Raw genomic sequence first — 13,758 nt, forward strand, 5'->3', positions numbered from 1 at the left:
AATAAAGAATTGCTGGAGGAAGGTTCAAATGAATAAAGCACAAAGGCACATAAAAATTCGAGAACTAATTACGGAAAGTGAAATTGAAACACAAGATGAGTTAGTGGAAGAACTAAGAAGTCAAGGCTATGGAATTACACAGGCGACGATTTCAAGAGATATTAAAGAATTACATCTTGTGAAAGTACCGACAGCAGATGGTAGGTATAAATATAGTTTACCTGCGGATCAGAAATTTAATCCGTTAAATAAGTTGCGTCGTTTTATCATGGATGCGTTCATAAGCATTGACACGGCCACTCATTTTATTGTGATGAAAACTTTACCTGGTAATGCGCAAGCGATGGGCGCGTTGATCGACAATTTAGGTTGGGAAGAGATTGTAGGCAGTATTTGTGGCGATGATACGATATTAATAATTTGTAAAACGACAGAAGAAGCAGAAGCGCTTAAAGAAAAATTCTTAGAAATGCTATAACATAAGGTGGTGAGCATATGTTAACTGAATTATCGATTAAAAATTTTGCCATAATTGACGAGTTATCTATCCATTTTCAATCAGGTTTAACCGTCTTAACCGGGGAAACTGGTGCTGGTAAATCGATTATCATTGATGCATTAGGACTCTTAGTTGGTGGAAGAGGTTCAGTAGAATTTGTCCGGTATGGCGAGAAAAAAGCAGAGCTAGAAGGTTTGTTTATTATTGAGGATACAACACATCCTATTTATCAAAAGACGCAAGATTTAGGAATCGAAATTATGGATGACCATATGCTTGTACTTCACCGCACAATCTCGCACACAGGCAAAAGCATTTGTCGTATTAATGGGAAGTTAACTACTTTGGCGATTATAAAAGAAATTGGGCAAACGATACTTGATATCCATAGTCAGCATGAAACACAGTCATTACTCGATAAAGATAAACATATTGAATTGTTGGATTATTTTCATGAGTCCAATCATCCTGGATTTACAAAGGATTATAAGAAACTTTATAAGCAATGGAAAGAATTAAAAAATAAATATGATGCTAATAATAAGAATGAACAGGAACTTGCTCAACGAATTGATTTATTAGAGTTTCAACTAAATGAAATTCAAAATGCCGAGTTAGAGCCGAATGAGGATGAATTATTAACCAATGAACGAAATGAATTACATCATTTTGAAAGTATCCATCAAAACATGAATGATGCTTATAATGCCCTGCATGGTGAACAAAAAGGGTTAGATTGGTTATCCCATGCATCCAATAATTTGGAGGAAGCCGGCGATCATAATAAGGATATCCAGAATATGCACCAGCAATTTGTTGACCATTATTTTATGATTGAAGAATTATCCTATCAAATTCGTCAGCATCTTGACCAAATGGATTATGAACCGGGACGATTAGAAATAATTGAATCGAGATTACATGAAATTGATCAATTAAAAAGAAAATATGGTCAATCTGTTGAAGAAATTATGACCTATAGTGCTAAAATAGAAGAAGAATTAGAGGAAATAAAACACCGGGATCATCATCTATCCAATTTACAAGAAACGTTAAAAGAGATCGGCAATGACTTATTAATTGAAGCCAAAGAATTGCACAAAATTCGTTTACGTGCTGCAAAAGCGTTAGAAAAAGCTGTTTTGTCAGAATTGAAGGACTTATATTTAGAAAAAACCATTTTTCAAGTAGGTGTAACATATTCCAAATCTGAAGCAGGTTTCTCTTTTGAAGGCGTTAAAGTTTTACCGAAAAATAATGGCATTAATCAGGTTCAATTTTTGATCTCTACAAATCCTGGCGAACCTGTCAAGGAACTAGACAAAATTGCCTCTGGTGGTGAAATGTCTCGAATTATGCTTGCTTTAAAAAATATTTTCTCCAAACATCAAGGAATTACTAGTGTTATTTTTGATGAAGTCGATACGGGTGTTAGTGGACGTGTAGCACAATCGATGGCAGAAAAAATATATAATATTTCGAGTGGTTCTCAAGTATTATGCATTACCCATTTACCACAAGTGGCGTCAATAGCGGATACTCATTTAAGAATCGAAAAACAGATTCAAAATGATCGCACAAGGACTTTAGTTCATGAATTATCCTTTAATGAACGAATCGATGAAATTGGTAAAATGATTACAGGTGCTGAACTAACAGAAGCTTCACGCACCCATGCTAAAGAATTAATCGAAATGAATCACAAAGAAAAATAGTATGCGCATTAATCATTTCTACAAGTGGAAATCTTCACCCGATTTTGTTATGTTTAACGGGTTTAAAAAGCCCTCCTTAAGGTCAAATTAATGATACAGATCAAAAACAGTCTGTATTTACAAGGAGGGTGATGTTGTGAAAAATGATTTCTTAAGAAAAACGATAGGATTAATACTCCTTGTCACATTAGTTGTACTTCCATGGTATACACCATTTCAAATATACCTTTCCATCCCAAATCAGATCGAAACCTTTTCGCAATCAGAAACAATTGACTTACCGAATTTAAGTGACAATATAACGGTCACATCAATGAACCAAGAAAAAGTGGAACATGCAACAGACTTATCTGCATATTCTCTTGAAGAAAGCGGAAGCGACGAGCTAACCTATACGGTAGCGAATTTTCCTGTCAAGAAAGTAAATGTTGAAGTCTATGATGATTTTAGCATCATTCCTGGTGGTCAATCAATAGGTATCAATCTAGAAACACAAGGTGTACTTGTTGTCGGGCATCATTTAATCACCACGGCTGATGGTGACATATCACCTGGTGAGAAGGCAAACATTCAGGTTGGAGATAATATCGTGTCCATTAATGGTACCTCCATTAAAAAGATGGAAGAAGTGGCTCCACTAGTGAAAGACGCTGGTGAAAAAGAAGAACCTTTAAAAGTGGAGATCAACCGCGGGAATAAAAAGATTACAACAGATTTGCAACCGTTGTATGATGTGAAAGAAGAAGACTACCGTATCGGCCTCTATATTCGTGATTCTGCTGCTGGTATAGGAACTATGACTTTTTATGATCCCAACACTAAAAAATATGGAGCTTTAGGCCACATTATTTCAGACATGGATACTAGAAAACCTGTTGAGATTAATGATGGATCCATCGTTCGTTCTCAAATTACGGATATAAAAAAGGGCGAACATGGTATTCCAGGTGAGAAGAAAGCAGATTTTGTGCTTGATGATGCTCAAATGGGTGATATAACAAAAAATTCACCATTTGGTATTTTTGGTACATTAAAAAAACCTTTAGAAAATAGTGATGGCAAGTGGTCCAAACCAATGCCAATTGCACTACCGAATGAAGTAGAAGAAGGACCTGCTCACATACTGACGGTAATTAATGGCGAGGAAATCGAAGCTTTTGATGTCAAGATCGTAAATAGTATTAACCAATCTGCACCTGCTACAAAAGGTATTATCTTAGAGATAACGGATAAACGACTATTGGAGGCAACCGGTGGTATTGTCCAAGGAATGAGTGGTAGTCCAATCATACAAAATGATAAAGTTATTGGAGCGGTAACACATGTATTCGTCAATGACCCAACAAGTGGATATGGTGTACACATTGAATGGATGTTGAATGAAGCAGGTATTGATATTTATAAACAAGAAAATCGTAAAGCAAGCTAAGAACTTTAAGCATAGAGAAACAGTTAAAACAATACTGTTTCTCTTTTTGCGTTAACACAAAAAGAAGGATGATTGCAGTTATTAGCAAATTTTGTTATGATGTTATAAAGATTTTTCGACATTTCCATTATTTAAAAGAAAAATAAATTTTTTATCTTAGGAAAGAAGGATTTTTCTTCCTTTTGTCGAAAATATTAGATATGGTCAAAATTGTTAGCTTAAGATTTGAAGGAGGAACTTTTTTTGGAAAAGACAAAGGTTTTGTTAGTAGACGATAATCGTGAACTCGTGGATCTGATGGATGATTACTTACTAGATCAAAAAGACATCGAAGTAGTAGGAAAAGCATATAACGGAAAAGAATGTCTGGATAATATTGAAGCGTTTAATCCTGACGTTGTGGTCTTAGATATTATTATGCCTCATATAGATGGATTGGCGGTATTATCTAAATTAAAGCAAAATGAAAATACAAAACACATTAATGTTATTATGCTTACCGCTTTCGGTCAAGAAGAAGTCACTAAAAAAGCGGTTGGTCTAGGTGCTTCTTATTTTATCTTAAAACCATTTGATTTAGAACACCTTGCAGAACAAATTAGACAAGTTCATGGTATCGAAACTGCGGTACATAACGAAAGAAAATCAAATCACAGTCAGCAAAGAAAGTTCGACTTAGAAGCAAGTATTACACACATTATTCACGAAATTGGTGTACCTGCTCATATTAAAGGTTATATGTATTTACGGGAAGCAATAACGATGGTATATAATGATATAGAGTTGTTGGGATCGATTACAAAAGTTCTTTATCCAGATATTGCAACGAAATTCAATACGACAGCATCAAGAGTAGAGCGTGCTATACGTCATGCGATCGAAGTTGCGTGGAGTAGAGGTAATATGGAATCTATTTCTTCATTATTTGGTTATACGGTCAGTGTATCAAAGGCAAAACCTACAAATTCTGAATTCATTGCAATGGTCGCGGACAGATTAAGATTAGAACATCGAGCTAGTTAATCGAAAAAACACACTTGCGTTGACATGCAAGTGTGTTTTTATTAATGCTCTTGATCATGAGAACTTATTTCGATAGGTTACTACCTTTATCGAAATAAAGGGATCTTGATGGGAATGCGACTGATACCTCTGCTTCTTCGAGTATCTCCATTATTTTAAAATTAACTTCTTCTTTAACAGCCAAATATTCTCCCCATGCAATTGTATTAGTAAAGAAATATAACATAATATCTAAACTACTGTTGTTGTATTCTGAAAATCGAACAAATATTGTTTCAGGATGAATTTCTTCATTATTTTCTAAGTAATCTCTAATTTCTTGTAATACTTTTTGTAATTGTTCCTTTGAAGTATTATATTCAACGCCTAGGTTAAAGAAGATCTGCCTTTTACCCATTTCACTCCAGTTCGTAATCGGTTCATTGGATAGAGTGGAGTTAGGAATAGTGATTACAGAATCTGCAAAAGTCCGCACGATTGTACTTCGAAAACTAATATCTTCTACAATTCCTTCGACGCTAGGTGTTTCAATCCAGTCTCCTAATGAGAAAGGTTTTTCAGTGATAATTACTACACCTCCAAACAAATTTTTTATAACTTCTTGAGCTGCAAGTGCAAACGCGAGACCACCCAATCCAAGTCCTGCTACAAATCCACTGACTTCATACCCAAATTCTTGAGCAACTACACTTATGCTGATTGCAATAATAATTACTCGAACTGCTTTTGATAAGAATGGAATAAGAATTTGATCGATTTCCACATTAATCTTGTCACTTATTTTCATGAAGAGTAAAGAAGTGCTTGATGAAAGGTTATAAAGCCACCAACCAATAACGATAATTACAGAAACACGGATTATACTTTCGAAAAGATCATTATCTTGCTCAAGATATGGAAAATAATCTACAGCAATATATACACCTATAATTACAAATAATACTCGTAAAGGTTTTTCAAAAGCTTTTAAGGCGTGATTTAACAACTCAGTTTTCTCTGTGTTGGATAGTTTTAAAAATAAGAAAAAAATATATTTAATAAATATTTTTCTGATAATGAAAGCAACTAGTATAATTCCTAAACTAATGGCCATATTTATGTATTCTTCGTATGTAATACTCTCCCAGAATCTCCAATTCAAATGGTAACCCTCCAACTTCTCTAAATTATATAGATACTTTATCATGATATTATTTTATTTCCAACTATTTATCATGAATAATTTTGCTTATTCTACAAAAACTATCAAAAATTAAAAAGGAGTGGACTAACATGAAAAAAATAGCCTTATTGAGTTTTTTGTTGTTTCTCATACCAATTCATTCTCTTCTAGCGGCAACACATACTGTGCAACCGGGAGAAAGTCTCTGGAAAATATCTCTTAAATATAAAGTAGGATTGTCTGAAATAATTGAAGCGAACGAACAAATAAATAATCCCGACTTAATTTATCCAAATCAAAAAGTGACAATTCCTCAAATTGATCAGATTAAAAGGATCGAACACCAAGTTATTCAGTATACAAATGCAGAACGAGAAAAACTTGGTTTAGCTCCTTTAAAGCCAGACTGGCAATTATCTCGTGTTGCTCGATATAAATCACAAGATATGAAAAATAATAATTATTTTAGTCATCAGAGTCCTACATATGGATCCCCGTTCAATATGATGAGAGATTTTGGTATTAATTATCGATCAGCGGCGGAAAACATTGCGAAAGGTCAAGAAACACCATATGCGGTAGTGCAAGCTTGGATGAATTCCAGTGGGCATCGTGCCAACATTCTTAATCGAAATTATACACATATCGGTGTCGGTTATGTGAAAAACGGCAACTATTGGACACAAATGTTTATTTCTAAGTAAGTGTTCAAATATAAAAAGCTTTCTAGCTTTATATGTTGTGATTTATTCCAGAATTTTAAGAAATCAAGCGTCTCACTTAGATACACTGTAATATTCTCCAATATTTATGCGCTTAGACGCTACTTTTCTTTAACAATTTTGTGAAAAGTATGATAATATTTTTTATGGTATAAAAATAATTATTGGAGAGGTTAAAACATGAAAGTAGCTAAATTCGGAGGAAGTTCAGTAGCGAATGCTGAACAATTACAGAAAGTTGCAAATATTATTCAAGATGATAAAGAAAGAAAGGTTATTGTTGTTTCTGCTCCAGGAAAAAGATTTTCAGATGATGTGAAAGTTACAGATTTACTGATCGCATTAGGTGAAGCTTATTTCAAAAAACAGCCTTACGAAGAAGAATTACAAGCTGTTTTAAATCGATTTCAAGAAATAACAACCGAATTAAAAATATCAGATCAAATTATTCAGGATATTAAGGATGGCGTTCAAGGAATTTTAGCGTCAAATGATAGTGATGCATTAAAAATGGATGCTTTAAAGGCAACAGGTGAAGATTCTTTGGCAAAAGTGTTAAGTGCTTATTTACAATCACTTGATCTGAAAGCAACGTATTTAAATCCTCAAGAAGCTGGTATTATTGTTAGTGATACACCAGGAAGTGCACAGATTCTTGAAGAAAGTTATCAACATCTATACAAATTACGTGATCGTGAAGAAATTGTAGTAATACCAGGATTTTTTGGTTATTCGAAAAGCGGTAAATTAATTACTTTTTCTCGTGGTGGGTCAGATATTACAGGTTCCATAGTAGCAGCTGGTGTGAAAGCAGAACTATATGAGAATTTTACTGATGTAGATTCTGTATATTGTGTAAATCCGACGATCGTTGAAAATCCCAAAGAAATTACTTCACTGACATATAAAGAAATGCGTGAACTTTCATATGCAGGGTTTTCGGTGTTTCATGATGAAGCACTTATTCCAGCTTTTAAAGCAGATATCCCTGTTTGTATTAAAAACACCAACAATCCACGCGGGATGGGAACCATCATCGTTTCCAAAAAAGAACCACAACCAAATCCTGTAGTTGGAATTGCGAGTGATACTGGTTTTATCAGTATTTATGTAAGTAAATATTTAATGAATAGAGAATTAGGTTTTGGTCGTAAATTGTTAACGATTCTAGAAGATGAGGACATCTCATTTGAACACACACCATCAGGTATTGATGATATTTCTGTGATAATTCGTGAATCTAGTTTAACACAAGATAAAGAGGAACGCGTCATAGCGCGTATTAAAGAAGAATTAGATCCGGATACTGTAAGTGTGGAACGCGACCTTGCGCTAATAATGGTAGTAGGGGAAGGAATGGATAGTACGTTAGGATTGGCTGATAAAGCGACGCATGCGTTTAATAAAGCACAAGTAAACATAGAAATGATGAACCAAGGTTCGTCTGAAGTATCCATGATGTTTGGAATTAAAGCAGATAGAGTTAATGATTCTGTAAAAGCTTTATATGAAACATTTTTCGAATAAGCATCACAAAAATGCAACTAAAAAATATATGATAATTAGTAAAATCCAAACGACGATTCGAACAGATCTCGATCTCGTTTGGATTTTTTGTGTATTAGGAAGATACTGTGCAATAACCGGTTTAGTAATTTTGAAATGTTTAATGTGCTGATATATCGCTCCGGCCGGCCACTTCGCTTTCCGTGGGGACGGCTTCAGGTGCGGCCGAGCATAGGTCGTAACATATAGCGGGTGGGATTCCCGCCAAGAAAGAACTAACCATTCACTTGTAGCGAGTCTTGGAGGGCAAGTGGTAACACATTGCCTTTAAGCGTAGACAGTTAGGTAACGGGCCGGAAAACCATAACGGTTGAGGGATAGAGCTCCGAAATGTCCCCAAAGATGAGAAGGTCGATGTGTTCTGAAGCATAGAAGACAACAATACGGTTCTCGTTAGAGGTGAGAGAATGCTATCTTCTCCGGAGTCGAAGACCCTGGCACGTTACACATTGATATGTTGCGGTAACTCGGGAGGTCCTTTAGGTCTTTCGGATAAAGAAAGTAATGACGAACAAGCGATAACAAAGTGAGGGCTGTCAAATGCCTAAAGGAAGTCGGATAACGGCGTAGTACTGATGAAGTTGGGTAATGCCGATGGAGGAAAGGCCGTTACCTGTCATCACCCTTGATAGGGAAACATAATCCATACCCAGAGGTGGAACGTATTATGGAAACGAAACTTAATAGGATAACAGAATTGGCGAAATCGGATAAAAAGCTTGTCTTTACCTCTCTTGTACATTTACTAAATGAAAGTAACTTGAAACAGTGCCATCACCAATTACCTAAAGGTAAAGCAACCGGTGTGAATGGCACTACCAAAGAAATGTACGAAGGGAATTTAGACCAAAATATCGAAGGCCTAGTGAAACGAATGAAGAAAATGGCTTATCGACCGGTACCGGTAAAGCGTACCTATATCGATAAGCCAGGTTCCAACAAGAAACGGCCACTAGGTATTCCCGAACATGAAGATAAAATCGTTCAAAAGGGTATTACGAAGATTTTGAATGCCATTTACGAAAATGATTTTCTCGATTGTTCCTTCGGTTTTCGTCCGAATAGAAACTGCCATGATGCATTAAAGATCTTAAATGTATACATGGAACAACGGAAAACCAATTATATAGTAGATGCGGATATCAAAGGATTCTTTGATCACGTGAGTCATGATTGGATGATGAAGTTCCTTCGCCATCGTATCAACGATCCCAACTTACTTCGCATTATAGCCCGATTTCTAAAAGCTGGCTATTTGGAAGAGGGGAAATATATCGATACAGACCGAGGAACCCCGCAAGGGGGCAACATTTCACCGGTTCTAGCGAATATTTATCTTCACTATGTGTTGGATCTATGGTTTGAGAAAGTTGTAAAGAAACAATGTAGAGGTCAAGCCTATATGGTTCGCTATGCGGATGACTTTGTGTGTTGTTTCCAATACAAAGAAGATGCCAACCGATTCTACACGAATCTGATTCAAAGGTTACGTAAGTTTCATCTAGAAATTGCAGAGGATAAAACGAAGATTATCTCGTTCGGTCCTTATGCCTGGAAAGATGCAAAGCGTAACGGACAGAGGAAACCATCGACGTTCGATTTTCTTGGCTTTACGCACTATTGTAGCAAAAGCAAGAAAGGTACGTTCCGTGTGAAACGGAAAAGTAGCAAGAAGAAAATCCGTGCCAAACTTAAACAACATAAAGCTTGGCTAAAGGCAAATCGAACGAGGGATATCCAAGACATCATGCGCCGAATCACACAATCGCTAGAGGGCTACTATAATTATTATTGTATCACGGATAACTATAAAGAAGTCCTCTACTTTCTGAACAGCATTGAACAACTACTATTCAAATGGATGAATCGAAGGAGTCAACGGAAATCATTCAGTTGGGAGAAGTTTCGATTATTCCTAGAGAAATATCCGTTGCCGAAACCGGTAATTAAAATGAGCATATATGATCTGAGATATCATATATCCTATATTCTGTGAATGATGATAGGAAGAGCCGTGTGCGTGAATAGCGCATGCACGGTTCTGTGAGGAGTGAGGAATACAATTTATTTCATGCGCATTCCCGCTTACTCGACCTAATATTGTGAAGAAGACCACTTCACCAAATGGATCTTCAGCTCGCCCTGTTCTCACAGGAGTCTCCGTGGCCGGCCTCCGCTGTCATGTTGTTTTACAACGTTTGTGACAGTTATCACTTAGTCTTTTTGCTCAGGCATCCACTTGTCATAGAAGACGAAATACTAACTCTTACATACAATGTAGCATCTTATAATAGCGGAGGCCGCCCGCTTCAACTCCTGTGGGATCGTTTTTTCCGAAGATCCACTTTCCCAAGCGATCTTTGCTTGGGAAAGTTAGCTGAGGAGAAAACCCCACGGAAAGGGAAGCGGGCAGCTGGAGCGGTTGTCCAGCAGTGTAAATATTTCATTATTACCATCAAGTTTATTGCGTAACAATACATGTTTGCATCTTAAGTGAAGAAAAATGGTAAGTCTCAGGTTTAATGTAAATTGTGTGTTTCTTAAAGAGCTTCTAAAACTACATAAAAAAACAAGTAATCCTAATTGGAGTACCTGTTGTTTTTACCGCCTTTAATAAGTTGTCGTTTACGATCTCGGTGCAAGATGAAGCCACCAATAAAGTAGAGGCCACCAATAAAAAGGACAAGACCTATTATAAATTGAACTACGATGTGCAGGAAAATAGTCGTCAGTTCACCAAAAAATGCATCTCTCATTAACTTGATGCCATAAGTAGCAAGTACCGCTGGTAATACTAATATTAATAATGCAACAATTCTCAAAATATTTCCTCCTGTTAATGTTGAAAATAATATTATTATAGCAAAAATTATAGATAATTGAAAATAACTATTTCTTGCAATTGATTGCAAGGATACGTATGATAGTAGTATGAAATATATTGCAAGGTGTGATGAAAATAAATTCAAATAATCTGCAAATTTATGAAGAATTGATACATAAACTCCCATTAGGAATAATAGTGATTAATATGCAGAACAAAATAGTTTGTAGCAATCAGACCGTAGAAAGATTTTTCAATACACAAGCGAATTATTTAATCGGTATAGATATACATGAACTCTTAGAAAATCCCTCAACAGAAGAGGTAAAACAACTGCATCAGCAAATAGAAAAAAAAGATCAGGTTAAAGCAACAAAACAAAAAATAGTAACATCCTATAGTCCGTTTTTAAGTCAACATAATACATTGCAAGGTGTTTTAGTGGTGTTAGAACCGCTTGAAAGATTTAATCAACGTGTCAGTGACATTACGGAATCTGATTTCTACTTCGAAATTGTTCAAGAACTTTTAAAAACACAAAAAAATGCTTTTCGAATTGTGTTAGATAATAATGAAGAATTATTATGTAGTGAAGAATGGAAATCCGAATTAGTTCATCATACTAAACACATTCAAGACTGGATTGATCAATTGGCAAATCAAACGATCCGTTCGAGAAGAGAACGAACGGACCGTTATCAACCAGATGCTAGCCTTGATACGATCGACGTGTTTACAAAACCAATCCAAAAAAACGGAAAACTGATTGGTTGTGTGCAATACGTTACCAAACTGGAAAATAACGCCTTGAAACAAGAACTAAGGACCGCAAAAAAAATGATTAGGAATTTAGAAAAAACGTATCAATTAGAGGACATTATCGGCAAGACTCCTGAAATCAATATAGCACGTGAGCAAGCAAGATTATATGCCGATATCGATACACCTATACTTTTACGTGGCGAACAAGGCACAGGTAAGTTAATGTTAGCAAGAGCTATTCATATGACTAGTCATCGCAAATATCATCCTTTTCTTAAAGTGAATAGTTCTGATCTGATCAATTCTAATGATTTAGAAGCGTTTTTCTTAAAGATTAGTAAGAAAGCAAAAAATGGCACCATTTATCTTAATCTTAATCAAAAATTAAAGATCGATCACCAAAATAAATTGTTGGCATTTATTACGAAGCAAACCTCCATTCGTTTTCTCTATGGAATCAATCAAGCACCAGTAATATCTGAATGGAGCCCTGATTTTTATGATGAGTTGCAAAAATATCAAATTATATTGCCATCATTAAAAGAACGTTTAATTGATTTACCTTTACTGGTAGAAACTTTTAAAATCTATTTTAATCAAGAATACGACAAACAGATTATTACAATAGAAAAAGATGTGATTGATTATTGGAAAAAATTAAATTGGTCTGGTAATATAACGGAATTAAAACTAACAGTAGAACGAATCATATTAGACGCGAGTGCAATCACTACATCTATTAGTCTTGAACAGCTTCATAATAAAACGATTATGGATGTTAGTGATTTTCATGATGAAACTAATTTATCGTTACAACAAGCAATCGACCAATTTGAAAAAAACTATATAGTGAAGGCACTTGAACAAGAAAATTTCAATAAAACAAAAACAGCAAAAATACTCGGTGTATCCGTTCGAAATCTTTATTATAAAATGGAAAAATATAAAATAGAACGAGGTGCTACCTGATGGTTAGTAGTAAATATCGCATTTTAGTTATTAATCCCATGGTGGAAAGCACCAACATAGCGATCTATGAAAATGACCACTGTTTATTTGAAAAGATAATCGCGCTCGAAGCGTCATTGTTAAATAAGGAAATTATCTTACAATTAACGGATAGAAAAGAAGCAATAGCGGAGGCCGTTCAATCGATTGGTATAGACATTACCAGTATCAATGCTGTCTGTGGAAGTGGTGGAATATTAAGCCCTATTGAAGGAGGGACATATCAGGTTAACCAACAAATGGTAGATGATTTGTATCGCGGAAGATATGGAACACATGTCTCTAATTTAGGTGCTTTATTAGCAAAAGGTATTGCTGATGATTGGAATGTTAATTCTTACATTGTCGATCCAGTTGTGGTCGATGAAATGCTGGATATAGCCAAAAAAACAGGTATTCCGTCGATTGAACGTAAAAGTATCTTTCATGCACTTAATCAGAAGGCTGTTGGACGATCTTTAGCAAGACAATTAAACGCAGATTACCATGATTTATGTCTGGTGATTGCCCATATGGGTGGTGGTTTAACAGTTGGTGCTCATCAATATGGTCAGGTTATTGATGTTAATAATGGTTTTGACGGGGATGGACCTTTTTCTTTTGAACGAGCAGGTAGTTTACCAAATAAGGATTTAATAGAGCTGAGTTTTGAAAAGGATAAATCCAAAAAAGATATACAAGCACAAACGATTTACCAAAGTGGTTTAAAAGCCTATTTAAATATTGAAAGAAAAGCAGAATTGAAATTATTATGGCAGACAAAACCTGAAGAAGTGAAAAAGGTTTTTGATATATTAGGTTACCAAGTGGCAAAGGAAATTGGGAAAATGAGTACGGTGTTATCAGGCAATGTGAATGCTATTGCGTTAACTGGAGATCTAGCATCTTACGACTATTTAAATCAAGCGATTATAAATCAAGTAAGTTGGATTGCAGATACGTATATCTTTCCTGGAGAAAATATTTTGCTAGCTTTAGCACAAGGAACCTTAAGGATTTTACAAGGAAATGAAGAGCCAAAGCAATATCTTTAAAAAGAAAGGGTGAA

Annotated in this window: 11 protein-coding genes; 9 read left to right on the forward strand and 2 right to left on the reverse strand. The window is 35.3% G+C overall.

From position 1 onward, the window contains the following. Positions 1–28 precede the first annotated feature (28 nt). The 4 genes from ahrC to spo0A all read left to right on the forward strand — a co-directional run bounded on the left by ahrC (position 29) and on the right by spo0A (position 4,666). Complete coding sequence (ahrC, locus tag BN3107_RS10070; protein ID WP_058307495.1) at positions 29–478, forward strand: transcriptional regulator AhrC/ArgR; 450 nt, start codon at positions 29–31, stop codon at positions 476–478. Positions 479–495: 17 nt separating this feature from the next. After that, a complete protein-coding gene (gene recN, locus BN3107_RS10075; RefSeq protein ID WP_058307496.1) occupies positions 496–2,214 on the forward strand; it encodes a DNA repair protein RecN in 1,719 nt (572 codons plus the stop codon). 136 nt (positions 2,215–2,350) lie between these two features. After that, positions 2,351–3,643 (forward strand): SpoIVB peptidase, encoded by a 1,293-nt coding sequence (spoIVB, locus tag BN3107_RS10080; protein ID WP_058307497.1) that lies wholly within the window; start codon positions 2,351–2,353, stop codon positions 3,641–3,643. A gap of 243 nt (positions 3,644–3,886) precedes the next feature. Continuing rightward, a complete protein-coding gene (gene spo0A, locus BN3107_RS10085; RefSeq protein ID WP_058307498.1) occupies positions 3,887–4,666 on the forward strand; it encodes a sporulation transcription factor Spo0A in 780 nt (259 codons plus the stop codon). 64 nt (positions 4,667–4,730) lie between these two features. Here the strand turns inward: spo0A and BN3107_RS10090 are convergent, their stop codons facing one another. Then, the gene (locus BN3107_RS10090) at positions 4,731–5,807 is read right to left on the reverse strand and encodes a mechanosensitive ion channel family protein (protein ID WP_187371017.1); all 1,077 of its coding nucleotides are present in this window, start codon (positions 5,805–5,807) and stop codon (positions 4,731–4,733) included. A 131-nt stretch (positions 5,808–5,938) separates the two neighbouring features. Between BN3107_RS10090 and BN3107_RS10095 the strand changes: the two genes are divergently transcribed. From BN3107_RS10095 to ltrA, 3 genes are all read left to right on the forward strand, one after another. Beyond that, positions 5,939–6,532, forward strand: coding sequence for a CAP domain-containing protein (locus BN3107_RS10095; RefSeq protein ID WP_058307500.1), 594 nt, complete (start codon positions 5,939–5,941; stop codon positions 6,530–6,532). Positions 6,533–6,730: 198 nt separating this feature from the next. Further along, positions 6,731–8,077, forward strand: coding sequence for an aspartate kinase (locus BN3107_RS10100; protein WP_058307501.1), 1,347 nt, complete (start codon positions 6,731–6,733; stop codon positions 8,075–8,077). A 706-nt stretch (positions 8,078–8,783) separates the two neighbouring features. Further along, the gene (gene ltrA / locus BN3107_RS10105; RefSeq protein WP_058307502.1) at positions 8,784–10,112 is read left to right on the forward strand and encodes a group II intron reverse transcriptase/maturase; all 1,329 of its coding nucleotides are present in this window, start codon (positions 8,784–8,786) and stop codon (positions 10,110–10,112) included. 583 nt (positions 10,113–10,695) lie between these two features. On the opposite strand, the gene BN3107_RS10115 is transcribed toward ltrA, so the two are convergent. Further along, complete coding sequence (locus BN3107_RS10115; protein WP_187371018.1) at positions 10,696–10,938, reverse strand: DUF2627 domain-containing protein; 243 nt, start codon at positions 10,936–10,938, stop codon at positions 10,696–10,698. 131 nt (positions 10,939–11,069) lie between these two features. Between BN3107_RS10115 and BN3107_RS10120 the strand changes: the two genes are divergently transcribed. Continuing rightward, a complete protein-coding gene (locus BN3107_RS10120; protein ID WP_058307504.1) occupies positions 11,070–12,671 on the forward strand; it encodes a sigma 54-interacting transcriptional regulator in 1,602 nt (533 codons plus the stop codon). Continuing rightward, positions 12,671–13,744, forward strand: coding sequence for a butyrate kinase (gene buk, locus BN3107_RS10125; protein ID WP_058307505.1), 1,074 nt, complete (start codon positions 12,671–12,673; stop codon positions 13,742–13,744). Before BN3107_RS10120 ends, buk begins: the two co-directional genes overlap by 1 nt. The last annotated feature ends 14 nt before the right edge of the window (positions 13,745–13,758 follow it).

The organism is Gracilibacillus massiliensis (assembly GCF_001458115.1).
GTDB classification, from domain to species: domain Bacteria; phylum Bacillota; class Bacilli; order Bacillales; family Amphibacillaceae; genus Gracilibacillus; species Gracilibacillus massiliensis.

Coding starts and splice junctions, on each gene's coding strand:
- ahrC (WP_058307495.1), top strand. CDS start 29: ATGAATAAAGCACAAAGGCACATAAAAATTCGAGAACTAATTACGGAA.
- recN (WP_058307496.1), top strand. CDS start 496: ATGTTAACTGAATTATCGATTAAAAATTTTGCCATAATTGACGAGTTA.
- BN3107_RS10095 (WP_058307500.1), top strand. CDS start 5,939: ATGAAAAAAATAGCCTTATTGAGTTTTTTGTTGTTTCTCATACCAATT.
- BN3107_RS10100 (WP_058307501.1), top strand. CDS start 6,731: ATGAAAGTAGCTAAATTCGGAGGAAGTTCAGTAGCGAATGCTGAACAA.
- ltrA (WP_058307502.1), top strand. CDS start 8,784: ATGGAAACGAAACTTAATAGGATAACAGAATTGGCGAAATCGGATAAA.
- BN3107_RS10120 (WP_058307504.1), top strand. CDS start 11,070: ATGAAAATAAATTCAAATAATCTGCAAATTTATGAAGAATTGATACAT.
- buk (WP_058307505.1), top strand. CDS start 12,671: ATGGTTAGTAGTAAATATCGCATTTTAGTTATTAATCCCATGGTGGAA.